This window comes from Pseudomonas glycinis (genome assembly GCF_054871425.1).
The window spans coordinates 222,833-246,574 of record NZ_JBTYHF010000004.1; the positions used below are offsets into that span (position 1 = coordinate 222,833).

The window sequence follows — 23,742 nt, forward strand, 5'->3', positions numbered from 1 at the left end:
TTTTTCTTGAAGCTTGCGGCTTGCAGCTTACAGCTAGGGAGAATCCCTTGAATCTGGAAAACATTTCCTGTCAGAAGAGTTTCGGTGGCTGGCACAAGCGCTATCGCCATCGCTCCGAAGTGCTTGATTGCGACATGGTCTTTGCCGTGTACCTGCCGCCGCAAGCGGAGCAGGGCGGCAAGCTGCCAGTGCTGTACTGGTTGTCGGGGCTGACCTGCACCGATGAGAATTTCATGCAGAAGGCCAGTGCGATGCGCATGGCCGCCGAGCTTGGTCTGATTATCGTCGCCCCGGATACCAGCCCACGTGGCCCGGATGTTCCGGACGATGCAGACAAGGCTTGGGATTTCGGTCTCGGCGCCGGGTTTTATCTGAACGCCACGCAGGAACCGTGGGCGCGGCACTATCAGATGCATGACTATGTCGTGCAGGAATTGCCCGCTCTGGTCGAAGCGCATTTCCCCGCTTCCGACAAGCGCAGCATCAGCGGCCACTCGATGGGCGGCCACGGTGCTTTGGTCTGTGCCTTGCGCAATCCTGGGCGGTATAAATCGGTTTCGGCCTTTTCGCCGATCACCCATCCGATCGATTGCCCGTGGGGTCAGAAGGCCTTTTCCAACTATTTGGGCGAAGACCGTTCGAAGTGGAAAGAGTGGGACGCCTGTGTGCTGATCGCCGAGGCGACGGAGAAGTTGCCGTTGCTGGTCGATCAAGGTGATCGTGACGATTTCCTCGCCACGCAATTGAAACCCGAGGCCTTGCAACACGCAGCAAAACAAGCGGGGCATCCGCTGGAGCTGCGCCTGCAACCGGGCTACGACCACAGCTATTTCTTCATCTCAAGCTTCATTGACGACCACTTGCAGCATCACGCACGCGCTCTGCGCGGTTAATGCAGGTAGAATCACGCCCTGACAAAAATCGGGGCGTTTTTTTATGCGTATTGGCCACGGCTACGATGTGCACCGTTTCGCTGAAGGCGATTTCATTACTCTGGGCGGCGTGCAGATTGCACACGGCTTCGGGCTGCTCGCTCATTCCGACGGTGACGTCCTGCTGCACGCCTTGAGCGACGCCTTGCTCGGCGCGGCGGCGCTGGGTGATATCGGCAAACATTTCCCGGATACCGACCCGCAATTCAAGGGCGCCGACAGCCGTGTGCTGTTGCGTCATGTGGTCAGTCTGATCCACGCCAAGGGTTGGAAAGTCGGCAACGTCGACAACACCATCGTTGCCCAGGCGCCAAAAATGGCGCCGCATATCGAATCGATGCGCGCGCTGATCGCGGCGGATCTTCAAGTTGAGTTGGATCAAGTGAACGTCAAAGCTACCACCACCGAAAAGCTTGGCTTTGTCGGTCGCGAAGAAGGCATCGCCGTGCACTCCGTTGCCTTGTTGCTGCGCGCATGAATGAACTGCAATTACTCGGCCCACGGGCCTATGGCGAACCCCTCGGCACAGCGGTACTGAAAGCCATCGCCGAAGATTTTCAGGTCGATGAAGTGCTGGATATCCCGTTCAGCGGTGACGGCGAACATCTGTGGATCTGGGTGGAAAAGCGCGGCCTCAATACCGAAGAAGCGGCACGGCGGATCGCCAAGGCAGCCGGCGTGCCGTTGCGCACCGTCAGCTATGCCGGCCTCAAAGATCGTCAGGCCCTGACCCGACAGTGGTTCAGCGTGCAATTGCCGGGCAAGGCCGATCCGGATCTGTCGGCGGCGGAAAACGACACGCTGAAGATCCTCAAGACCACGCGCCACAAGCGCAAGCTGCAACGTGGTGCGCATTCGGCTAATGGCTTCACCCTGCGCCTGACTCAATTCAATGGCGACAAAGACGCGATTGAGCAGCGGCTGCAACTGATCGCCAAACAAGGCATCCCTAATTATTTCGGCGCTCAGCGCTTCGGCCATGATGGCGGCAACGTTGTCGATGCGCGGGCGTGGGCGGCGCGCAAGGCTTTGCCGGAACAGCGTAATGTGCGATCGCGGTTACTGTCGACGGCGCGCAGCTTTCTGTTCAACCAGGTGCTGGCGGCGCGCGTCGCCGATGGCACCTGGAACACCGCACTGGTGGGCGATCTGTTGGCCTTTACTGACAGCCGCAGCTTTTTCCCGGCCGGCGAAGCCGAATGCAGCGACCCGCGTCTGTCGATTCTCGACCTGCACGCGACCGGTCCGCAGTGGGGCGAAGGTGACTCGCCAACCGCTGGCGCAGTCCATGAACTGGAGCAGGAGATCGCCGCCCGCGAAGCGGATCTGCGTGACTGGTTGATCCACGCCGGCATGAGCCATGAACGTCGCATCCTGCGGCTGCCCATTGGCGGGTTGACGTGGCATTATCCCCAACCTGACATTCTGCAACTGGAATTCGTCCTCCCGGCCGGATGCTTTGCCACCGTATTGGTGCGCGAGCTCGTTGATCTGGTGCCGGTGGGGCAGACGGACAGCCCATGCGTATTCTGATTTCTAACGACGATGGGGTAACCGCGCCCGGTCTCGCCGCGCTTTATGCTGCGCTGGCGGATTACACCGAATGCGTGGTTATCGCCCCGGAGCAGGACAAAAGCGGCGCCAGCAGTTCGCTGACGCTCGACCGTCCGCTGCACCCGCAATACCTGGCCAACGGCTTCATCAGCCTCAACGGCACACCGACCGATTGCATTCACCTGGGCCTTAACGGCTTGCTTGAGCGCGAAGCGGACATGGTGGTTTCCGGCATCAACCTCGGCGCCAACCTCGGTGACGACGTGCTGTATTCCGGAACCGTGGCGGCAGCCCTTGAAGGACGATTTCTCGAGCGCCCATCGTTTGCCTTTTCACTGGTCTCGCGCCAAGTGGATAACCTGCCGACTGCGGCCTACTTTGCGCGCAAACTGGTCGAGGCCCACGCCGGGCTCGATCTGCCGCCGCGCACGGTGCTCAACGTGAACATTCCCAATCTGCCCATCGATCACATCCGTGGCATTCAGTTGACCCGTCTCGGCCATCGCGCCCGCGCGGCGGCGCCGATGAAAGTGGTCGATCCGCGCGGCAAGGCCGGTTACTGGATCGCCGCTGCCGGCGACGCTGAAGACGGCGGCCCGGGCACCGATTTTCATGCCGTGATGCAGGGCTATGTGTCCATCACACCGTTGCAGCTCGATCGCACTTTCAATGATGCCTTCAGAAGTCTTGATGGCTGGCTGGGGGGGCTGAGCTGATGCGTGAACATGACGACCGCCTGCGCAGCGGCATTGGCATGACCTCCCAGCGTACGCGCGAGCGACTGATCCAGCGGCTGTATGAAGAAGGCGTATCGAACGCCAAAGTCCTGGAAGTGATCCGCCGCACGCCGCGTCATCTGTTTGTCGACGAGGCGCTGGCGCACCGCGCTTACGAAGACACCGCGCTGCCGATCGGCAACAACCAGACCATCTCCCAGCCTTACATGGTGGCGCGCATGAGCGAGCTGCTGCTGGAGGCAGGTCCACTGGATAAAGTGTTGGAGATCGGCACCGGTTCCGGCTACCAGACAGCGGTGTTGTCGCAACTGGTTGAACGGGTGTTTTCCGTCGAGCGCATCAAGGTGTTGCAGGATCGCGCCAAGGAGCGTCTGGTCGAGTTGAACCTGCGTAACGTGGTGTTTCGCTGGGGCGATGGCTGGGAAGGCTGGCCGGCGCTGGCGCCCTACAACGGCATCATCGTCACCGCCGTTGCCACCGATGTACCGCAAGCTTTGCTCGATCAGCTGGCCCCCGGTGGGCGCATGGTGATTCCGGTCGGCTCCGGTGAAGTGCAACAACTGATGCTGATCGTGCGCGAAGAACATGGCTTTTCCCGACACGTTTTGGGCGCTGTGCGTTTCGTGCCTTTGCTCAATGGGCCACTGGCCTGAGCATTTGCGAGCAGGCGCTGAATTCCTTTCAACGGCGCCGGTCTTACACCGACAGCCAGAGTTTAAACGCAGCGTACTTGCCCCTGGCAAACGTGTGCGTCCAGTGATTTCGCTTCATTAAAGGTAAAGCCGTTTCGGCCCGTTATACTTGCGACACTTCATGCCGCAGTGCGGCATTCAGAATTTTCAGCCACCACAAAGGGAGCGGCGGGTGAGTCTCACAGTCATTGCGCAGCGTATGGGTAACACGAGCTTTCAGCGCCTGGTGACTGGCCTTGTCTTGAGCACCTTGCTGGTCGGTTGCTCCAGCACCAAATCGAGCAACGTACGGGTTGTCGATCGCAATAATTCGGTCGCGCAACGTCCGACCGTTACTACCGGGCAATATGTAGTCCGCCCCGGCGATACCTTGTTTTCGATCGCCTTTCGCTACGGCTGGGACTACAAAACCCTCGCCGCCCGGAACAATATTCCTACGCCGTATACGATCCATCCGGGTCAGACAATTCGCTTCGACGGGCGCAGCGGTTCAACGCCGACAGCGGTGGTGAGCAACTCCAGTTCTTCACCTTCTTCGTCGAGTAAAACCACGGTAATCCGGCGCCAGGCGAATGGCACCACAACCACTACAACCACCGGTTCCAAAGGGGTTGTACCGTCCGTCGCGAGCAAACCTGCACCCGCTCCACTGCCTCCGGCAGGCCCGGCCCCGACCGGCTGGGGATGGCCATCTAATGGCGTTCTGATTGGAAAATTCTCTTCAAACGGTAGTTTGAATAAAGGAATTGATATCGCCGGAGATTTGGGACAGCCTGTTTTAGCTGCGTCTGATGGGACGGTCGTATACGCCGGGAGTGGCTTAAGGGGCTACGGCGAATTGGTCATCATCAAACACAGCGAAACCTACGTCAGTGCTTACGGACATAACCGCAGGCTGTTGGTTCGGGAGGGGCAGCAGGTCAAGGTCGGACAGACAATTGCCGAAATGGGGTCAACGGGTACAGACCGGGTGAAACTGCATTTTGAGATTCGCCGCCAAGGTAAACCTGTGGATCCGCTGCAGTTCCTGCCAAGACGTTGATTTGTAGGCCAGCCTGTTCCGTCGCGTAGAGGGGACAGGCTCCAGCGTTGCCAAGGATAAAGGCGTCGCTTGAGCTTGGGGTCGAACTCACCAAAGGACTATAACAATGGCTCTCAGTAAAGAAGTGCCGGAGTTTGACATCGACGATGAGGTTCTCCTTATGGAGACCGGCATCGATTCGGATTCGATGTTGAATGATGAAGGGGCTGCTCCACCTTCCGTTCGTTCCAAATCCAGACACTCCGCCACACTCAAACAACATAAATACATCGACTACACTCGGGCACTTGATGCCACGCAGCTGTATCTCAACGAAATCGGCTTTTCCCCTCTGCTCTCCCCGGAAGAAGAAGTTCATTTTGCGCGCTTGTCGCAAAGTGGCGATCCGGCCGGGCGCAAGCGCATGATCGAAAGCAACCTGCGGCTGGTGGTCAAGATCGCCCGGCGTTACGTCAATCGGGGGCTGTCGCTGCTGGATCTGATCGAAGAGGGCAACCTCGGCCTGATCCGCGCGGTGGAAAAGTTCGATCCCGAGCGCGGCTTCCGCTTCTCGACCTACGCCACGTGGTGGATCCGTCAGACCATCGAACGCGCGATCATGAATCAGACCCGGACCATCCGGTTGCCGATTCACGTGGTCAAGGAGCTCAACGTGTACCTGCGGGCCGCACGGGAGCTGACGCAAAAACTCGACCACGAACCTTCACCCGAAGAAATCGCCAACCTGCTGGAGAAACCGGTGGGCGAGGTCAAGCGCATGCTGGGCCTGAACGAACGGGTTTCTTCGGTCGACGTCTCGCTGGGTCCGGATTCGGATAAAACCCTGCTGGACACACTCACTGACGATCGTCCCACCGATCCGTGCGAACTGCTGCAGGACGATGACCTGTCGCAGAGCATCGATCAATGGCTGTCGGAGCTGACCGACAAGCAGCGCGAGGTGGTGATTCGCCGCTTCGGCCTGCGCGGTCACGAAAGCAGCACGCTGGAAGATGTCGGCCTGGAGATCGGCCTGACCCGCGAGCGGGTACGGCAGATTCAGGTGGAAGGCCTCAAGCGCCTTCGCGAGATCCTGGAGAAGAATGGCCTGTCGAGCGAGTCGCTGTTCCAATAAGCGCCTGATCGACCGCGCGCAAAAAAAGCCCCGGCTGAACCAATCAGTCGGGGCTTTTTGTTTATGCCTGTCTCGTGCATCGCGTTTGTCGGGCGAGGTGCCAGACGAGCGGTCAGCATTTTCTGAGTTTGTAGTCTCGCGCTGTAAGCCTTTGCTTACTGTGTCGTAAGTGTTCGTTATTTTTACACTTCGGCAGAAGGCGATTGCGACCAATGCTAAGCGGTAATTTGCTGATTTATATGAATATTTTTAAATTGTTATGTCTTTATGTCAGCGTAGACCTGCGCCTGAGCCTGATTGCTCCGCTGCGGAAACTCTCTAATATCAAGGCTGTGTCGACGGACAGACACGCCCTTCACGGAAGAGGGGAACGGACATCGCAGGAGGCGATTCATCAGGACGATGAAAAGGACTACAGGGAATAGGGAAAAAATGTGGGCGGGTCATACCGCCCCTTTTTTCGTCTGAAGAAAAGTAAAACCTGCAAAAGCAAAAAGGCCCACAAGGGGCCTTTCAGTCGAGCGCGGGGTAGATCAGCGTTCGAGTTGTTCGATCTTGTTTGGCTTGCCATCCCACTCTTCAGCATCAGGCAGCGATTCTTTCTTTTCGGTGATGTTCGGCCAGATATCCGCCAGCTCGGCATTGAGCTCGATGAAGTTTTCCATGCCGCTTGGGATCTCGTCTTCCGAGAAGATCGCCACAGCCGGGCATTCTGGTTCACACAGCGCGCAGTCGATGCACTCGTCCGGGTGAATCACCAGGAAGTTCGGGCCTTCGTAAAAGCAGTCCACCGGACAGACTTCTACGCAGTCGGTGTACTTGCACTTGATGCAGTTGTCGGTGACGACGAAGGTCATTTCTAATTTTCTCCTCAGGCGGCGGCAGCGTTGCCCCTTCACGGTTGGGGTCGCCAGGTTCGGGAGCGATACCTGCTGACCAGGCTATGAGCCAGCAGCATCCCGAACCGCGCGAGATTCTAACAGCTTGAAGCGAATTGCGTTATATCCGCTTCTTCAGTGCTTATATCCGGTTCTTCAGTGCATAGAGCATTTCCAGCGCTCGACGTGGCGTCATGTCGTCCAGATCGACCTTGGCCAATTCATCGAGCACCGGATGTGGCAGCGAGGCGAACATGTCGCTTTGCTGCGGTGTCGACGGCTTGCCCTTGGCTGCCGGTTTCGGCGCCTCGTGGGGCAAGGCGGTATCTTCCAGGCGACTCAGATGCTCCCGCGCTCGCAGAATCACTTCGCTCGGCACGCCGGCCAGCTGCGCCACCGCCAAGCCATAGCTCTGGCTGGCAGGCCCGGGCAGAACGTGGTGCAGGAACACGATCCGTTCGTTGTGCTCGGTAGCGTTGAGGTGCACGTTGGCTACAAGAGGTTCGGCTTCCGGCAGCACGGTCAGTTCAAAATAGTGCGTAGCAAACAGGGTGTAGGCGCGCAGATGGGCCAAGCGCTCGGCCGCCGCCCATGCCAGCGACAGACCGTCAAAGGTGCTGGTACCGCGCCCGACTTCGTCCATCAGGACCAGACTGCGCTCGGTGGCGTTATGCAGGATGTTGGCGGTTTCGCTCATCTCGACCATGAAGGTCGAGCGACCGCCGGCCAGATCATCGCTCGAACCGATACGGGTGAAGATGCGGTCGACCAGCGACAACTCGCAACTGGCGGCCGGCACGAAACTGCCAATATGCGCCAGTAACACGATCAAAGCGGTTTGCCGCATGTAAGTGGATTTACCGCCCATGTTCGGGCCGGTGATGACCAGCATGCGCGTGTTGTCATCGAGGCTCAGATCGTTGGCCACGAACGGCGTGGTCAGCACCTGCTCGACTACCGGGTGACGACCCTGGGTGATGCGCATGCACGGCTCGCTGACGAAACGCGGGCAGTTCAGGTCAAGATTCAGCGCACGCTCGGCGAGGTTGCTCAGCACATCCAGCTCGGCCAAGGCGCCGGCGGTGTCCTGCAACGGCGGCAACTGGCTGATCAAGTCTTCGAGCAGCGCTTCGTAAAGCATTTTTTCCCGAGCCAGCGCGCGACTCTTGGCCGACAGCGCCTTGTCTTCGAATTCTTTCAGCTCGGGCGTGATGAAACGCTCGGCGCCTTTGAGCGTCTGCCGGCGGATGTAGTCAGCGGGCGCCGATTCAGCCTGCTTGCTCGGCAATTCGATGAAGTAGCCGTGGATGCGGTTGTAGCCAACTTTCAGATTGGCCAGACCGGTGCGGGCTTTCTCCCGGGCTTCGAGATCGATGAGGAACTGGCCGGCGTTTTCGCTCAGCGATTGCAGTTCGTCGAGTTCACTGTCGTAACCGGTTTTCAGCACGCCGCCGTCACGGATCACCGCAGGCGGGTTATCGATAATGGCTTTGGCCAGCAGCGCCGCCAGTTCTGGATAGGTGCTGGTGGTGGCCGCCAGATGCTGCAGGTGCGGCGCTTCCAGATCGGTCATCGCCACTTGCAGTTCGGGCAGTGCGCCGAGAGCGTCACGCAGACGCGCAAGGTCACGTGGTCGCGCATTGCGCAGGCCGATTCGCGCCAGGATCCGCTCGATGTCGCCGATTTCCTTGAGCTGCGGTTGCAGCTTTTCAAAACGGTAGCCGTCGAGCAGGCAGCGAATCGACGTCTGGCGTGCCAGCAGCACTGTGAGGTCGCGCAACGGCCGGTTCAGCCAACGAGTCAGCAAACGGCTGCCCATGGCGGTCTGGCAACGATCGACCACCGATTGCAGCGTGTTGTCGCGGCCACCGGCCAGATTGGTGTCGAGTTCCAGATTGCGCCGGCTGGCGCCGTCGAGCACCACGGTGTCATCGAGACGTTCGTGACGCAGGCTGCGCAAGTGGGGCAGGGCGGTGCGCTGGGTCTCTTTGGCGTAGGCCAGCAGGCAGCCGGCAGCGCCGATGGCCAGGGTCAGGTTTTCGCAGCCGAAGCCTTTCAGGTCTTGGGTGGAAAACTGCTGGCAGAGACTTTTCAACGCCGAGTCACGCTCAAAGTCCCACGGCGCACGACGACGTACGCCACGGCGTTTCTCCGCCGGCAGGTCTTTTGGCCAGTCATCTGGAATCAACAGTTCCACCGGGTTGACCCGCTCCAGTTCCGCCAGCAGGTTTTCCCAGCCTTTGATCTCAAGCACGGTGAAGTTGCCGCTGGTGATATCCAGTACTGCCAGACCGAACAGACGCTCGTCACCCAATACCGCTGCGATCAGGTTATCGCGGCGTTCATCGAGTAACGCTTCGTCGCTGACCGTTCCCGGCGTGATAATCCGTACGACTTGACGCTCCACCGGGCCTTTGCTGGTGGCCGGGTCGCCGACCTGCTCGCAAATCACCACCGACTCGCCGAGCTTGACCAGTTTCGCCAGGTAACCTTCCGCCGCGTGGTAAGGAATCCCACACATCGGAATCGCCTGTCCCGCCGACTGCCCGCGCGCGGTCAGGGTGATGTCCAGCAACTTGGCGGCTTTCTTTGCATCTTCATAGAAGATCTCGTAGAAATCGCCCATGCGATAGAACATCAGCTGGTCCGGGTGCTGATTCTTCAGGCGCCAGTATTGCTGCATCATCGGAGTGTGGGAGGACAGGTCGGAGACGGCTTTATTCATCGGATTGTCGGGCAACTCGTTAAAAGATGTAGGGCAAAGCGCGGGCAGTGGCCGGGCTTTTCCGCGATGGGCGCAAGGTTACCATGGGCAGTCTGCCCGACGCAGGCACTGCGGTCGGGAGAGCGTTTACTTGCAGAGAAAAGTTGATCTATGCATGATTTATGCAAATCAGCATTTGTCATCGGGAAAAACTTCAAGCACTATGCGCGTTATGCAAAAACGCAACGTTTCCTCCGTCTTAAGAGCACTGCTCGACCAGCACGGGATCTCCCCCACGGAGCTCCACCGTCGCACCGGCGTGCCTCAATCAACGCTCTCGCGGATTCTCAGCGGGAAGATTGTCGATCCTTCGGATAAACACATCTCGAAGATCGCTGAATATTTCAACGTCAGCACCGATCAGCTGCGCGGGCGCGCGGACGTCGCGCCAACGACCGGCGGCACTCGCGCTGACGTGCATGCGGAACTCAAGGACATAAGCCTGTGGGACGACGACACGCCCGTCGATGACGACGAGGTGTCGGTGCCCTTTCTACGCGAGGTTGAATTGGCTGCTGGATCAGGAAGATTCGTCATCGAAGAGAGCGAGCGCTCTAGCCTGCGCTTCGGCAAGCGCAGCCTGCGCCACAACGGCGTGCAATTCGACCAGGCCAAATGCGTGACGGTGCGCGGCAACAGCATGTTGCCTGTTCTTCGCGATGGCGCCACCGTCGGCGTCAACGCCGGCAAGTGCGGCATCGGCGACATCATCGATGGCGATCTGTATGCGATCAATCACAACGGCCAGCTGCGCGTGAAACAACTCTATCGCCTGCCCACCGGCATCCGTCTGCGCAGCTTCAATCGCGACGAGCATCCGGACGAGGACTATAGCTTCCAGGAAATCCAGGAAGAGCAGATCGTCATCCTCGGTCACGTCTTCTGGTGGGGCATGTACGCCCGCTAACACTCGTTCATCCAACTGAAACCTGCCCCTTCGGCAGGTTTTTTTTCGCCTGCAGAAATCTCCCCACCCCTTGGCCCGCATGGGTTTCATGCATACGCGCAAATTTAATGCATAAATAAATGCATTTGCGCATTGACTGTATATGCATCCATGCATATTCTTGCCACCAAGCCGCTCGACAAAGCGGCTGGCAAGACAAGCTCTTTAGTTCCACAAGAACAGGCAGCGATGAACCGGCCTCAACGGTTCAGAGGGTTGGCAACTGACCCGGGTGTGCAGCGTAAAGCACCAGAAGCAGTTATCCGGCGGGCAGGGACCGCGGTCGGAAAAACAATCTGAATGGACTCGTACCGCGCCAGTAGCGCCGAAAAGTCAGCTTCCTTCTCGAACACAGGATTGGAAGGCGAAGGAGCGCATTACTGAAAAGCCCGGCGTGCAAGCGCCGGGCTTTTTGGAATGCCTGCCTGGAATAGTTGCCCCGTGAAGACGTGGCTGAAGGAAAGCATTAGTGCAAAACAATACTGAATATCGATAAGGGGAAAAAAATGAATCGTTACGCTTTCATTGAAATGAGTAATCAATATCCGTTTTCGCGCGTCGCTGAGATCGTCGAGTCTGAGGACACGCCACTTACAGGCCCGGTTGGGATTCCCGGGGCCTGGTACGCGTTGGCAGCTGAGACGGTCGTGCAAGTGGGCTGGAAGGCGACCTATTCGGCCAGCGGATGGATTTATTCTGAGCTGACTTATCAAGATCACGCTGATCTTGTTTCGCAGCGCATACAACAACGTCTCGGCGTTGCGCAGGGTTGGTTGAATCTCAATCCCTTGCAGTACAAGGTGAATTTGGAAATCGCCACACCCGAAGAAGAAACCCAGTGGCTTGCGTACCAACAGTATTACGTAGCAGTCGCCGACGTGAGAAAACAAGCCGATTACCCTTACACGATCGTTTGGCCAGTCGTGCCATTCTGATCTCTTTCCGATAGTGGAAGGAAGCGAGAGCGCATTACTGAAAATCCCGGCGTGCAAGCGCCGGGCTTTTTGGAATGCCTGCCTCAAGAGAAACCGTTTGAACCCAACCCATCACTCATTAATCACCCATGGAGGCGTGACATGACAAACGAGCAACAAGCATTGGCTGACATGCCGATCTGGCTGGTCATCCTCCTCGCTGTCGTCGGCGGGGTGTCCGGCGAAATGTGGCGCGCCGACAAGGAAGGCGCCCGCGGCTGGTCGCTGGTGCGGCGTCTGGCTCTGCGTTCCGGCGCCTGCATGATCTGCGGCGTGTCGGCGATCATGCTGCTGTATGCCGCCGGCATGTCGATCTGGGCCGCTGGTGCGTTTGGCTGCCTGACCGCCATGGCCGGCGCCGACGTCGCCATCGGCCTTTACGAGCGCTGGGCAGCTAAGCGCATTGGCGTCTGTGAAGTGCCGCCGCGCGACCATCCTTAATTCTCCACGCATAGCCCTATGCGAGCGTGCCTGCTCGCGAAAGGGAAGTCAGCTTCAGCATCGATGTGACTGATCGACCGCTTTCGCGAGCAGGCTCGCTCCCACAGGGATTGCGGCGTCCTCTGTAATTTCTCTTATTCCGGAACACCCCCATGAAGATCACCCCGATCCTCACGCAACTGCGTGGGCAATGCCCTGGGCTTGCCAATCACATTTCGGTGGGTGTCGATCTGGCGTTGCTGCAAGGCAACCCGGATCTGCCAACACCTTCGGCCCACGTGCTGCCAATCGCCGATCTGGCCAGCAACAGCACCGCCCAAAACCTCACCACCCAACCAATCCGCGATCGCTTCGAAATCGTCCTGGCCCTTGACGCCACCGACGCTACAAAAGCGCTGGATCTGTTGCACGACCTGCGCGCCGAACTGTGGCGCGCGCTGGTCGGTTTCAAACCTGATGCCACCTACAGCGCCATCGCCTACGACGGCGGCGAGATGGTCTCGATCAACAGCAGCCGTGCCTTCTATCGGCTGCGTTTTTATGCCGAGTTCCAGCTCGGCCGCAATCTGCCGAGTCAGCCTGCGGAGAGTTGGCACGAGCGCGAACTGGACGCTTTGTCGTCTTTTACCGGGATGACGGTGCGGGTCGATGCGATCGATCCGGCCGATCCCAATCTGCAACGCCCGGGTCCGGATGGCCGGGTGGAAATGACTTTCTCTGGAGACGTAACCCCATGAGCAACCGCATCACCGTAGTGCCGGCCGCTGGCCGTGTCGTACCTGACCCGGAGGCGGGCGACCTGTTGCCGGCCGCAGGCCGTGACGTGCTGGACAGCGCCTGGTGGCGCCGGCGTCTGGCCGACGGCGATATCACACTCAAAACCGCAAAAGCGGCTAAACCACAGGGAGCCAAATGATGGCGATCGGATTCAGCAACATACCGGCGGACATTCGTGTGCCGCTGTTCTATGCCGAAATGGACAACTCGGCCGCCAACAGCGCGACTTCGGCCATGCGCCGTTTGATCGTCGCCCAGGTCAACGACAATATTGCCCCGACTGAAGTCGGCAAGCTGGTGCTGGTTTCCAGCGTGGCGCTGGCGAAAAGCATCGGCGGCCAGGGCTCGATGCTCGCCTCGATGTACGAGACTTTCCGCAAGGCTGACCCGATCGGCGAGATCTGGTGCCTGCCGCTGCACAACACCGAAGGCGCTATCGCCAAAGGTGTGCTGACACTGACCGGCACCGCAACTCAGGCGGGCATGCTCAATCTATACGTCGGCGGCGTGCGTGTGCAGGCCACCGTGGTCAATGGCGCCACCGCCGCGCAAGCGGCCACTGCACTGGCGCAGAAAATCAACGCCACTGCCGACCTGCCGGTCAGCGCTGCGGCTGCTGAAGGTGTGGTCACCCTGAACGCCAAATGGACCGGCGACAGCGGTAACGACATCAGCCTGCAATTCAATCGCCTGGGCAAGAGCAACGGCGAAGAAACCCCGGCTGGCCTGACCAGCGCAATCACCGCCATGACCGGCGGCGCCGGTGTGCCGGATCAGATCGCCGCCGTCGCGGCTCTAGGCGATGAGCCATTCGAATTCATCGCCTTGCCGTGGTCCGATCTGGCGACCCTCAATACCTGGCAAGCGGTCATGGATGACAGCACCGGTCGCTGGTCGTGGGCCAAGCAACTGTTCGGTCACGTCTACAGCGCCAAGCGCGGCACCGTTGGCACTCTGGTCGCCGCAGGCCAGGCCCGCAACGATCAGCACATGACCATTCAGGCGCTGGAGCCGGGCGTACCGCAACCGTTCTGGGTGCAGGCCGCCGCGCTGGCTGCGCGCACGGCGGTGTTCATCTCCGCCGATGCCAGCCGTCCGACGCAAAGCGGCAGCCTGCCGGGCGTCGATCCGGCGCCGGCGAGCGAGCGTTTCACCCTGACCGAGCGTCAGTCGCTGCTCAACTACGGCATCGCCACCGCTTACTACGAAGGCGGTTACGTGCGCATCCAGCGCTCGATCACCACCTACCAGAAGAACGCCTACGGCCAGGCCGACAACTCCTATCTGGACAGCGAAACCATGCACCAGTCGGCGTTCATCGTGCGTCGTCTGCAAAGCGTGATCACCAGCAAATACGGCCGCCACAAACTGGCCTCCGACGGTACCCGTTTCGGCGCCGGTCAGCCGATCGTCACGCCTGCGACCATTCGCGGCGAGCTGATCGCGCAGTACGCCAAGCTCGAACTCGAAGGCCATGTGGAGAACGCCGAGCTGTTCGCCGAGCACCTGATTGTCGAGCGCGACGTGCAGGACCCGAGCCGCGTGAACGTGCTGTTCCCGCCGGATTACATCAACGGTCTGCGCGTGTTCGCACTGCTCAACCAGTTCCGTCTGCAGTACGACGACGCGGCCTGATCCGCGCAGTCGGCGCTAAGCATTCAGCCCACCTCGCGTGGGCTTTTTTTTTGAAGGGAGAAACACCATGGGTCAACTGATTGCAGGCACCTGCTACGTCAAGGTCGACGGCGCACAACTGACCATCAATGGCGGCTGCGAAGCCCCGCTGATGGCCGTCAAACGTGAAACCGTCGTGCCCGGTTTCTACAAGGAAACCGACATCGCACCGTCGTTCAAAGTGACCGCGCTGCACACCGCCGACTTCCCGCTGAAGAAGCTGATCGAAGGCACCGATATCACGGTCACCTGCGAGTTCAGCAACGGCAAAGTCTACGTGCTGGCCGGCGCCTATCTGGTCGAGGAGCCAGTCTCCAAGGGCGACGACGCCACCATCGAACTGAAATTCGAAGGCATCAAGGGGACCTGGCAATGAGCGCCGCCGTGAAGCTTCAAGTAGCAATCGAAGCCCACGGCGAGCCTCTGACCGAACTCGTTCTGCGCCGTCCGACGGTGCAGGAAGTGCGAGCGATCAAGGCGCTGCCGTACAAGATCGACAAGAGCGAAGAAGTCAGCCTCGACATGGACGTGGCGGCCAAATACATCGCCGTGTGCGCCGGCATCCCGCCGTCGTCGGTCAACCAGCTCGATCTGGCTGACCTCAATGCGCTGAGCTGGGCCGTCGCGAGTTTTTTCATGAGTGCGGCGTCGGCGCCATCACCGACCTGATCGCCGTCGCCTATGACCTGGCCTGGTTCTGGAAGGTTGACCCCGAACAGATGATGGCCAGGCCACTGGATGTGCTTCGCGAATCGCTGGAGCACGCGCAACGGATCAATGCGATGCAGCAGGTGCAGTGATGGCAGACGAAGAGAAGAAAACCCCGAAACCGGTGCTGATCACCGGCATCGATGAACTCTCGCCCAAACTGGGCGCCCTGCGCATGAAGGTTGAGAGTTTTAAAAACAATCTCGAGCAGACCGGCCTCGGCAAACTGGACATCAGTGGTCTGTTCAACGGCGGCAGCGTGATCACGCCGTTTGTAGACGGCATCAAATCGGCCGCAGCGTTCCAGGGCAAATTGAGCGAAGTCAGCGACACGGCGAAAACCGTCGATCTGCCCGCCGCGCCGACTGCTGCCACGCAGAACATGAACGTGTTCAGTGCGTCGATGCAGAAGGTTTCGGCGGCGGTGGACGCTGCGCTGGTGCCGGCGGTGGGGGCGTTGGTGGTCGGACTGGAGCCGATGCTGACGCAGGTCGGCAGCCTGCTCGCCGACAATCCGAAACTGGTCGAGGGCCTGGCGGCGGGGGCGATTGCCTTCTCCGCCATGCAAACCGCGGTCACCGGTATGACCCAGGTGATGGACGTCATGAGCATGGTGCTCAAGACCAACCCGATCATGCTGATCGCCATGGGCATTGCCGTGGCGGCCGGTTTGATCGTGGCCAACTGGACGCCGATCAGCGCGTTCTTCACCGGGATGTGGGAGGGCGTGAAAAACGCCGGGGCGAGTGCGATGGCGACGTTGCGCTCGGTACTAGACTGGCGACCGCTGGCGGCACTGGCTGCGCTGTGGGAACCGGTCACGGGATTTTTCTCGGCTATCTGGGACAAGGTCACGGTCGTGACGGCGCCAGTGATCGACTTCTTCAAGTCGGTTTTCGCGTGGTCGCCTGCGGGGATGATCATCGAAAACTGGGGGCCGCTGACCGGTTTGTTCTCGGCGATCTGGGAATTGCTCGAGGCCTTGAGTGTGCCGGTGATGGCGTTTCTCAGAAACCTGTTCGATTTCTCGCCGATGCAGATGATTACCGATGCGTGGGGTGGTGTCGTGACGTTCTTCGAACCGATGTTCACCACGCTGCAATCGGCCGTTCAAAGCACCCGGGATATCCTGCGCACGCTGTTCGATTTTTTCCCGATGGAAATGCTCACCAGCGCCTGGGGTGGAGTTGTCGGGTTCTTCGAACCGATCTGGATGGCGCTGCAAACGTCTGTGCAGCGAGTCAGGGGCTTTTTCACCAGTCTGTTCGAGTGGTCACCGCTGGAGCAGATTGCCCAGTATTGGCAGCCGATCAGTGAGGTCTTTTCGGCGCTCTGGGGCGTTGTGTTGGCGCTGTCCGCGCCGGTCGTGGACTTTCTGCACAGCCTGTTCGAATGGAAACCGCTGGATCAGATCATCGAGAGTTGGGGGCCGATCACCGAGTGGTTCGGCGAGTTGTGGCAAAAGCTGCAAACCGTCATCGCGCCGATCAAGGAGTTGTTCGACGGTGGCTTCGCCGGACTGATCGCCAAGGTCACCGGCAAGGTTGAAACTCTCACTGAAGCACAACGCCAAACCAATGCCGAAGGCAAAGGCGAACTGGCGCCGGCGTTCTTCGCTGCCAGTCCGGCGCCTGCTGGCAACGGCACACTGCAAAGCGGTTCGTTGCCACAAACCTCCAGCGCGCTGATCCAGCAGAGCGCCGCCAACAACCGTACGCAGCTCCAAGGCGGGCTGACCGTGCGCTTCGAAAATGCGCCGGCAGGCCTGCGCACCGAACAACCGCAAACCAATCAACCTGGCCTGGCCGTGTCTTCACGCATCGGCTATCGCTCACTGTCGATGGGAGGTTCCCAATGAACTGGCGTGATCGTTTATTGCCGGCATCCTTTCGCGGTGTCGGTTTCTGGATCGACCAGGCGAAAACCCCGGTCGGGCGCAAAGGGCAGTTGCATGAATACCCGCAACGCGACCTGCCGTATTTCGAGGACCTCGGCCAGCAGGCCAAGACCCACGATCTGACCGCGTTCATCATCGGCCCCGATTGCCTCGAGCAGCGCGACAAGTTGCTCAAGGCGCTGGAGCAGGGCCGTGGCGAACTGGTGCATCCGTGGCTCGGACGCCTGCAAGTCAAGGTCGGCGAATGCGACATGACCCACACCCGCCAGGACGGTGGGTTGGTGACGTTCGCCTTGAAGTTCTATCCCGACCAACCCCTGCCGTTTCCGACCGCCACGGTCAGCACGCAGAAAGTGCTGCTGGCCAAAGCCGACACTCTGCTGGGTTCGGCGGTGGCGCGTTTCGAACAAGCGATGACGCTGATCAAGGCTGCGCGGATCGGCATCACCAACCTGCGCAACAGCCTTACCGGCGTCTATGACGTGATCAAAGAGCAACTGAAACCTTTGATCGAGCAGTACCGCCAGATCACTGAACTGGTCAAAGCCGTGAAGGAACTGCCCAAGGAAGTGGCGGCGGAATTCAAGGGTTTGCTCGGCGATATCAAGGAGCTGAAAGCGTTCGCCAAGGAAGGCTACCGTGGCGTGATTGCTGACGTGTCGCAGCAACTCGAAGCGATTCGCAAGGCCGATGCGCCGAAGATCACCACGGGCAAGGACACCAATGCCGCCGCGCAGGCGATGGCCGATCTGGTGCAGGACACGCTGATCGTCAAAGTGGCGCAGTGGGTCGCGTCGATGCCAGTGGCCACCCGAGCGATGCAACTGCCGTCGACGCCCACCGTTGCTCAGCAAGCTCATCAGCAAGTCACCCGCCCGGAAGTCCCGGCCACGGATGATTTGCAGGCGCTGCAAAAGGATTTGGTCGAGGCGCTGCAAGGGGCGAAAAACAAGGCCGATCCTGAGCACTATCAAGCCATCAGTGACGTGCAGGATGCCTTGGTTGCGCACCTCAAGGCCGTGGCATCCTCGGGCGTGCGACTGGTCAGCAAAACCTTTCAGGAAAGCCTTCCGGCACTGGTCATAGCGTACAAACAGTTTGGCGACGCCACGCGAGTCACCGAAGTCGTGCAGCGCAACGGCGTGACCAATCCGTTGTACCTCCCGCAAAGCGATGTGAAAGTCTCCAGGGAGTGAACCATGGACGAGTTGGATAACCACGTCACGCTGACGGTCAACAATATGGAATACGGCGGCTGGAAAAGCGTCGAAATCACCGCTGATCTGGAGCGTCAGTTCCGCACTTTCAAACTCGACATCACCTGGCAATGGCCAGGGGAGGCCGTAGACCAAAGGATCAAACCCGGCGACCCCTGCGAGGTAAAAATCGGCAAGGACCTGGTGCTCACCGGTTACGTGTTCAAAGCACCGATCCGCTATGACGGACGGCAGATCAGCCTGACCATCGAAGGCAGTTCCAAGACCCAGGATCTGGTCGATTGCGCCGCTCGCAACCTGCCCAGCCAATGGCAGCAACAACCCTTGCTGACTATCGTCCGCGATCTGGCGAGCGAATATGGGCTGTCAGTGGTCAACGAGATCAGCGAAACCACACGCCTGACCAAACACACCATCGTGCCGGGTGAAACGGCATTCCAGTCGATCGACCGATTGCTCTCGCTGCTGCGGGTGTTTTCCACCGACAACGAGCTGGGCCAGTTGGTGCTGGCCAAACCCGGCAGCGGTGGCCGCGCCAGCGATGCGCTGGAGCTGGGCAAGAATATCCTGTCGGCCAGTGCGCCAATGGATTTCAGCCAGGTGTTCTCCGAGTACCGGGTGATCGGCCAGCAAAAAGGCTCGGACGCAAAAAGCGGCGCGGCGGTCAGCGAAGTCGAGTCGACCGCGGCTGACCTGAGTTTCAAACGTCGACGCACCACGGTGATCAATGAAGGCACGCAACTGACCTTTGAGTTGGCGCAGCAGCGTGCTCTATGGGAAAGCGCGACCCGCATGGGCCGCGCGCAGACCACCACCTATCAGGTGCAGGGCTGGCGGCAAAGCAATGGCGATTTGTGGCGCCATAACACGCTGGTCAAGGTCAAGGATCCGGTGCTCGATTTCGATGGTGACATGCTGATTTCCAAGGTCACTTATTCGCTGTCGGCGCAGGGATCGGTGACCACCTTGCAAGTGGCGCCGCCGCATACCTTTGATCCTGATCCGACTCCCCCGAAAAAAACCTGAGCCTGACCCCGAACCCTGTGGGAGCGAGCCTGCTCGCGAAAGCGTCGCCAGCCTCAACATCACAGCGCCTGACCCGCCGCGTTCGCGAGCAGGCTCGCTCCCACACTGATCCCATTCGGGCGACTCTTTTCAAGGACACCCCATGAGCCTACTGACACGCCTGCTGGCGCGCGGCACTGTCGTGCTCGCCAATTCGGCAACCAAGCTGCAATCGCTGCAAATGCGCCTCACCGCCGGTGAAATCAACGACGACCTCGAACACTTCGAACCCTACGGTTTCACCAGCCATCCGCTGGCGGGAGCCGAAGGGGTCGTCACCTTCATCGGCGGCGACCGTTCCCATGCCATCGCCCTGGTCATCGCCGACCGCCGCTATCGCCTGCAAGCACTCGCTGCCGGTGAAGTGGCGATCTACACCGACGAGGGCGACAAAATTCATTTCAAGCGCGGACGGATCATCGACATCGAAACCGCCACGCTGAACATCCGCGCCAGCAGCGCGGTGAACTTCGACACGCCGGTGATCAACCAGACCGGCAAGATCGTTTCCACCGGTGATCAACTGGCCGGCGGCATCAGCCAGATCAAACACGTGCATGTTGGCGTGCAGGCCGGCAACGGTCAGACCGGCGCGCCGGCAGGAGGCCAGTGATGTTCATCAGCCAGAACCTCCACGCCGCACTGACCCGCGCGGTGCTGATCAGCCTGTTCACCTGGCGTCGCGCCGCCGATGACGATGCCCTCGATGACGAAGAACGCTTCGGCTGGTGGGGCGACAGTTTTCCCACGGTTGCCGACGATCGCGTCGGCTCGCGGCTGTGGCTGTTGCGCCGGGTCAAGCTGACCCGGCAGACGCAGATGGACGCGGAGTTCTATGCCCGCGAAGCCCTGCAATGGCTACTCGACGACGGCCACTGCAGCGCCATCGACATCATCAGCGAACGCCTCGACGCCCAGCGCCTGAACCTGCGCACGGTCCTGACCCTGGCCGACGGCGAACGTCTGGACATCAACCCCGATAACAGTTGGCAGGTGATCTATGCCGTTTGAAACCCCTTCGCTGCCGGTGCTGATCAAGCGCACCCAAAGCGACCTGGCCGGCGATTCGCTGCGCCAGTCCGATGCGCAAGTGCTCGCCCGCACCCTCGGCGGCGCCGCTTATGGTCTGTACGGTTATCTCGACTGGATTGCCGAGCAGATCCTGCCCGACAAAGCCGATGAGTCAACCTTGGAACGCATCGCAGCGCTGCGCCTGAATCAGCCGCGCAAAGCCGCGCAAGTGGCCACCGGCAGCGTCAGTTTTACCGCCACTCCCGGCGCGGTGCTCGACGTTGACACGCTGCTGCAAGCGAACGATGGCCGCACCTACAAAGTCACCGCCGCGCGCACCACGGTCAATGGCAGCAACAACACCACAATTGCCGCGTTGGAGGCCGGCAGTCTCGGCAACGCTGACGCCGGTCTGACGCTGACCCCGGTGCAGCCGATTGCCGGGATTGTCGGCAACAGCTTCGTGGTGCTGGCGCCGGGCCTCAGCGGCGGTGTGGCGCGGGAAAGCCTCGAATCGCTGCGCTCGCGGGTCATCCGTTCCTACCGCGTGATTCCCCACGGTGGCGCGGCCAGCGACTACGAAACCTGGGCATTGGAAGTGCCGGGCGTGACGCGGGCGTGGTGCCGTGGTGGCTTGCTCGGCCCGGGCACCGTAACCGTGTTCATCATGCGCGACGATGATCCGCAACCGGTGCCGAACGATGAACAGTTGGCGGAGGTTCAGGAGTACATCGAACCGCTGCGTCCGGTGACCGCGGAAGTGCACATGCAGCGACCGGTTCAGGTGCCGGTGGTGTATCGCTTCAAGAGCGTTAATCCGGACACCACCGCGGTGCGCGCCGCCGTCGAAGCGCAGTTGCGCGATCTGCACAACCGCGAGGCTGACCTCGGCGTGCCGTTGCTGATCAGCCATATCCGCGAAGCGATCAGCAGCGCCGGCGGCGAATACGATCACACGCTCACTGCTCCAGCCGCTGACGTGCCGGCCGGGCAAAGCGAACTGCTGACTTTCGGAGGCTGCGTATGGGGGGCATAAGAACCGCCGCGCAATACCAGGCGCAGTTGCGCGCCTTGCTGCCCAGTGGCCCGGCATGGGATCCGGAACGCGTGCCGGAACTCGAAGAAGTGTTGCAAGGCGTCGCCGTCGAACTGGCTCGTCTGGATGCGCGCGCCGCCGACCTGCTCAACGAAATGGACCCGGCCGGCGTCAGCGAACTGGTGCCGGACTGGGAACGCGTCATGCAGTTGCCCGACCCGTGCCTGGGCACCACGCCACTGTTCGACGACCGCCGCCTCGCCGTACGCCGCCGCCTGCTCGCGGTCGGCAGCCAGGCTGTCGGCTATTACCTCGACATCGCCAAAAGCCAGGGTTACCCCAACGCCAGCATCACCGAACACGAAGCCCCACGCATGGGCCGCGCTCGTTTCGGCTCGGCGCATTGGGGCACCTGGGAAGCACAGTTCATGTGGACGCTCAATACCGGCGGGCGCTTGCTGCTCGGCCGGCGTTACGGCGCGAGCTATTGGGGGGAGCGCTTCGGCGTAAACCCGGGCTCGGCGCTGGAATGCCTGATCCACCGCAGCGCGCCGGCGCATACCAAGGTGCATATCAATTATGACTAGGGAGGGATGAGGGATGGATTATCCGAAGAGTGTGCCCAGTGCCGGGCTGGTGAACGGCAAGTTTGTTGATGAAAACCCCATGACGGGGACGCCGGGATCGTTGATCCCGGCGGATTGGGGGAACGGGGTTACGCAGGAAATTCTTAACGTGATCAAGGCGGCGGACCTGACACCGGATGAGAAGAAATACGATCAGTTGTTGCAAGCGATTCAGAGCGTTTCGGCCAAGGGCTGGAATTTGGATTCGGCGTTGCCGATTGGCGCCTTGCCAACCGCCACCGTCGCTACGGCGGACGGGCGATTGCCAATCACACCGACCGCGTTTGCTACCAGTGGCGGTCGGTTATCTATTCTGCCCGGCGTACTGATCAGCCTGGGCCAAGAAGTGCTGGCAGGTCAGTTGGGTCGTCCGCGCACATTTACGACACAAGCCTGGAGCAGTGCCGATCTTTTGCCCAACTCTGGTTACTTTCTGCGTGCGCAAGTGGTTGCGGGCGTGCTGACCTTCTACATGCAGCGCGGCACGATTTATGACGCTACACCGGAGGGTTTGAAGGGCACGAACAATGGAGCGGCGGGAGGCGGTTTCCAATCGACGACGCTGGATCTTTGTCTGGCATGGGTGGTGACGGCTGGTCCCGGCTCGGTACCAATTGTCCGGCCGATTTATAACCGCAGTCGCTTGTCGTGGACGCAAACAATCAGCGGTAATGGTGTGGTGTACCTGCCACTTGACCCGCATGCTCGTGCCGCTCGTCTGGTGGTGGGCAACGCGACGCCGCATCCGACGCAAGTCACAGCTGTGAATTTTGCTACACCCGGATGGCTGGGCGCCAACTACTGTTTTCTCAACCCGAAGGTTGCCACGTCGAGCAACTGGGACGGCTGGGCCAATGCGGGTGAGACGGTGCGGGTTATTACCAACAACGAGGTGAATGACACAACCGTTTCGACATTGACCGCCAGCTTCGACCACAGCATGTTGCGTTCCCTGTGGCAGACCTATCAAGCCGAACACGCCTTCGGTGCTGATAACGGAACAAGTGACGAATTGCTGTTGAGCATGGGTATTAAAAATATCCTTCCAAGCGACTACTCCAACGGTATTGCGATCAATTTTACAGCAGCGGTGAATATCAATCTTTCCTGGGAGTTGATCCGATGATCATCATTCAAGAAATGCATCAGTTCGAGGACGGTTTGCGTGCTGCACAGCCTTCTCCTGCCCATGAGTGGGTCGGTGAAGCATGGCAGCTTAATGCGGGCAGGGTCGCCGAACTGGAACTGCTGGAAGCCGAACGCCTCTGCGGCATGATCGACGCCGCTGCTGATAACGTCCGCACGGTGCTGGCCGGCGACCCGCTCAAAGCCATGGAATACGCCCAGGCCGCCGCCGACGCGCAGGCTTATCAGGACGCCGGTTACCCAAAAAAAGAAGTGCCGCTGTCGGTCGCCGCGTGGGTTGTCAAAGGCCGCAGCGCCAAACAGGCCACCGAGCAGATTCTGAGCATGGCCGATCAACTGACCGACCATCTGTTGGCGCTGCGTACCCTGCGCCTGAAGGCCAAAGCGCAGATTCGCGCCCAAGCTGCCAAGGGCAACATGGATCGGGCGCGCAGCTCTGCTGAGGAAGCATCGGTCGCCATTCGCGAACTGGTCAACGGTCCATCCAGCTAAATCAAAAACCTCAGTTCTG

Annotated in this window: 25 protein-coding genes and 1 pseudogene; 24 read left to right on the forward strand and 2 right to left on the reverse strand. The window is 60.1% G+C overall.

What is annotated here, in order from left to right; all coding sequences use genetic code 11:
* Nucleotides 1-47 precede the first annotated feature (47 nt).
* From fghA to rpoS, 7 genes are all read left to right on the forward strand, one after another.
* Nucleotides 48-893 carry an S-formylglutathione hydrolase gene (fghA, locus tag ACYSTU_RS11415; protein WP_498998491.1) on the forward strand — a complete coding sequence of 282 codons (846 nt, stop codon included), beginning with the start codon at nt 48-50 and terminating at the stop codon, nt 891-893.
* 43 nt (nt 894-936) lie between these two features.
* Nucleotides 937-1,410, forward strand: a complete 474-nt coding sequence (gene ispF, locus ACYSTU_RS11420; protein WP_039762489.1) for a 2-C-methyl-D-erythritol 2,4-cyclodiphosphate synthase — start codon at nt 937-939, stop codon at nt 1,408-1,410.
* Entirely contained in the window at nt 1,407-2,465 is a 1,059-nt protein-coding gene (gene truD, locus ACYSTU_RS11425; protein WP_264364604.1) for a tRNA pseudouridine(13) synthase TruD, read from the forward strand. The genes ispF and truD overlap by 4 nt, the downstream gene beginning before the upstream one ends.
* Nucleotides 2,453-3,202 carry a 5'/3'-nucleotidase SurE gene (gene surE / locus ACYSTU_RS11430; protein ID WP_024011837.1) on the forward strand — a complete coding sequence of 250 codons (750 nt, stop codon included), beginning with the start codon at nt 2,453-2,455 and terminating at the stop codon, nt 3,200-3,202. Before truD ends, surE begins: the two co-directional genes overlap by 13 nt.
* Nucleotides 3,203-3,240: 38 nt before the next feature.
* The gene (locus ACYSTU_RS11435) at nt 3,241-3,876 is read left to right on the forward strand and encodes a protein-L-isoaspartate(D-aspartate) O-methyltransferase (RefSeq protein WP_160768345.1); all 636 of its coding nucleotides are present in this window, start codon (nt 3,241-3,243) and stop codon (nt 3,874-3,876) included.
* 211 nt (nt 3,877-4,087) lie between these two features.
* Nucleotides 4,088-4,957: a peptidoglycan DD-metalloendopeptidase family protein gene (locus ACYSTU_RS11440; RefSeq protein ID WP_016771452.1), complete on the forward strand. Its 870-nt coding sequence runs from the start codon at nt 4,088-4,090 to the stop codon at nt 4,955-4,957.
* Nucleotides 4,958-5,063: 106 nt separating this feature from the next.
* Complete coding sequence (rpoS, locus tag ACYSTU_RS11445; RefSeq protein ID WP_016771451.1) at nt 5,064-6,071, forward strand: RNA polymerase sigma factor RpoS; 1,008 nt, start codon at nt 5,064-5,066, stop codon at nt 6,069-6,071.
* A gap of 533 nt (nt 6,072-6,604) precedes the next feature.
* On the opposite strand, the gene fdxA is transcribed toward rpoS, so the two are convergent.
* Both fdxA and mutS read right to left on the reverse strand, forming a co-directional pair.
* Nucleotides 6,605-6,928, reverse strand: a complete 324-nt coding sequence (gene fdxA, locus ACYSTU_RS11450; protein WP_041478114.1) for a ferredoxin FdxA — start codon at nt 6,926-6,928, stop codon at nt 6,605-6,607.
* Nucleotides 6,929-7,091: 163 nt separating this feature from the next.
* Nucleotides 7,092-9,674 (reverse strand): DNA mismatch repair protein MutS, encoded by a 2,583-nt coding sequence (mutS, locus tag ACYSTU_RS11455; RefSeq protein ID WP_041478113.1) that lies wholly within the window; start codon nt 9,672-9,674, stop codon nt 7,092-7,094.
* 202 nt (nt 9,675-9,876) lie between these two features.
* On the opposite strand from mutS, the gene ACYSTU_RS11460 reads away from it, so the two are divergent.
* The 17 genes and pseudogenes from ACYSTU_RS11460 (at nt 9,877) to ACYSTU_RS11540 (ending at nt 23,723) form a co-directional block, all read left to right on the forward strand.
* Nucleotides 9,877-10,620 carry a LexA family transcriptional regulator gene (locus ACYSTU_RS11460; RefSeq protein WP_110600122.1) on the forward strand — a complete coding sequence of 248 codons (744 nt, stop codon included), beginning with the start codon at nt 9,877-9,879 and terminating at the stop codon, nt 10,618-10,620.
* Between the two features lie 545 nt (nt 10,621-11,165).
* A complete protein-coding gene (locus ACYSTU_RS11465; protein WP_476309463.1) occupies nt 11,166-11,594 on the forward strand; it encodes a tail fiber assembly protein in 429 nt (142 codons plus the stop codon).
* Between the two features lie 141 nt (nt 11,595-11,735).
* Nucleotides 11,736-12,074, forward strand: a complete 339-nt coding sequence (locus ACYSTU_RS11470; RefSeq protein ID WP_056783240.1) for a phage holin family protein — start codon at nt 11,736-11,738, stop codon at nt 12,072-12,074.
* Nucleotides 12,075-12,226: 152 nt separating this feature from the next.
* Nucleotides 12,227-12,811, forward strand: coding sequence for a phage tail terminator protein (locus tag ACYSTU_RS11475; RefSeq protein ID WP_498998503.1), 585 nt, complete (start codon nt 12,227-12,229; stop codon nt 12,809-12,811).
* Nucleotides 12,808-12,990: a DUF2635 domain-containing protein gene (locus ACYSTU_RS11480; protein ID WP_016771429.1), complete on the forward strand. Its 183-nt coding sequence runs from the start codon at nt 12,808-12,810 to the stop codon at nt 12,988-12,990. Before ACYSTU_RS11475 ends, ACYSTU_RS11480 begins: the two co-directional genes overlap by 4 nt.
* Entirely contained in the window at nt 12,990-14,486 is a 1,497-nt protein-coding gene (locus ACYSTU_RS11485; RefSeq protein WP_016771428.1) for a phage tail sheath subtilisin-like domain-containing protein, read from the forward strand. The genes ACYSTU_RS11480 and ACYSTU_RS11485 overlap by 1 nt, the downstream gene beginning before the upstream one ends.
* Nucleotides 14,487-14,553: 67 nt before the next feature.
* Nucleotides 14,554-14,901: a phage tail tube protein gene (locus tag ACYSTU_RS11490; protein WP_007908779.1), complete on the forward strand. Its 348-nt coding sequence runs from the start codon at nt 14,554-14,556 to the stop codon at nt 14,899-14,901.
* A complete protein-coding gene (locus ACYSTU_RS11495) occupies nt 14,898-15,194 on the forward strand; it encodes a phage tail assembly protein (RefSeq protein ID WP_024011858.1) in 297 nt (98 codons plus the stop codon). Before ACYSTU_RS11490 ends, ACYSTU_RS11495 begins: the two co-directional genes overlap by 4 nt.
* A 130-nt stretch (nt 15,195-15,324) precedes the next feature.
* A pseudogene (locus ACYSTU_RS11500) lies at nt 15,325-17,101 on the forward strand (phage tail protein).
* Nucleotides 17,088-18,326: a DNA circularization protein gene (locus ACYSTU_RS11505; protein ID WP_264364612.1), complete on the forward strand. Its 1,239-nt coding sequence runs from the start codon at nt 17,088-17,090 to the stop codon at nt 18,324-18,326. Before ACYSTU_RS11500 ends, ACYSTU_RS11505 begins: the two are co-directional and overlap by 14 nt.
* A gap of 3 nt (nt 18,327-18,329) precedes the next feature.
* The gene (locus ACYSTU_RS11510; protein WP_264364613.1) at nt 18,330-19,373 is read left to right on the forward strand and encodes a phage baseplate assembly protein; all 1,044 of its coding nucleotides are present in this window, start codon (nt 18,330-18,332) and stop codon (nt 19,371-19,373) included.
* Between the two features lie 142 nt (nt 19,374-19,515).
* Nucleotides 19,516-20,025 carry a phage baseplate assembly protein V gene (locus ACYSTU_RS11515; RefSeq protein ID WP_016771423.1) on the forward strand — a complete coding sequence of 170 codons (510 nt, stop codon included), beginning with the start codon at nt 19,516-19,518 and terminating at the stop codon, nt 20,023-20,025.
* Complete coding sequence (locus tag ACYSTU_RS11520; RefSeq protein WP_498998513.1) at nt 20,025-20,423, forward strand: phage GP46 family protein; 399 nt, start codon at nt 20,025-20,027, stop codon at nt 20,421-20,423. Before ACYSTU_RS11515 ends, ACYSTU_RS11520 begins: the two co-directional genes overlap by 1 nt.
* The gene (locus ACYSTU_RS11525; RefSeq protein ID WP_498998516.1) at nt 20,413-21,459 is read left to right on the forward strand and encodes a baseplate J/gp47 family protein; all 1,047 of its coding nucleotides are present in this window, start codon (nt 20,413-20,415) and stop codon (nt 21,457-21,459) included. Before ACYSTU_RS11520 ends, ACYSTU_RS11525 begins: the two co-directional genes overlap by 11 nt.
* Nucleotides 21,447-22,046, forward strand: a complete 600-nt coding sequence (locus ACYSTU_RS11530; RefSeq protein ID WP_042607028.1) for a YmfQ family protein — start codon at nt 21,447-21,449, stop codon at nt 22,044-22,046. The genes ACYSTU_RS11525 and ACYSTU_RS11530 overlap by 13 nt, the downstream gene beginning before the upstream one ends.
* A 13-nt stretch (nt 22,047-22,059) precedes the next feature.
* Nucleotides 22,060-23,211, forward strand: a complete 1,152-nt coding sequence (locus ACYSTU_RS11535) for a phage tail protein (RefSeq protein ID WP_498998519.1) — start codon at nt 22,060-22,062, stop codon at nt 23,209-23,211.
* Nucleotides 23,208-23,723: a phage tail protein gene (locus tag ACYSTU_RS11540; protein WP_498998522.1), complete on the forward strand. Its 516-nt coding sequence runs from the start codon at nt 23,208-23,210 to the stop codon at nt 23,721-23,723. The genes ACYSTU_RS11535 and ACYSTU_RS11540 overlap by 4 nt, the downstream gene beginning before the upstream one ends.
* The last annotated feature ends 19 nt before the right edge of the window (nt 23,724-23,742 follow it).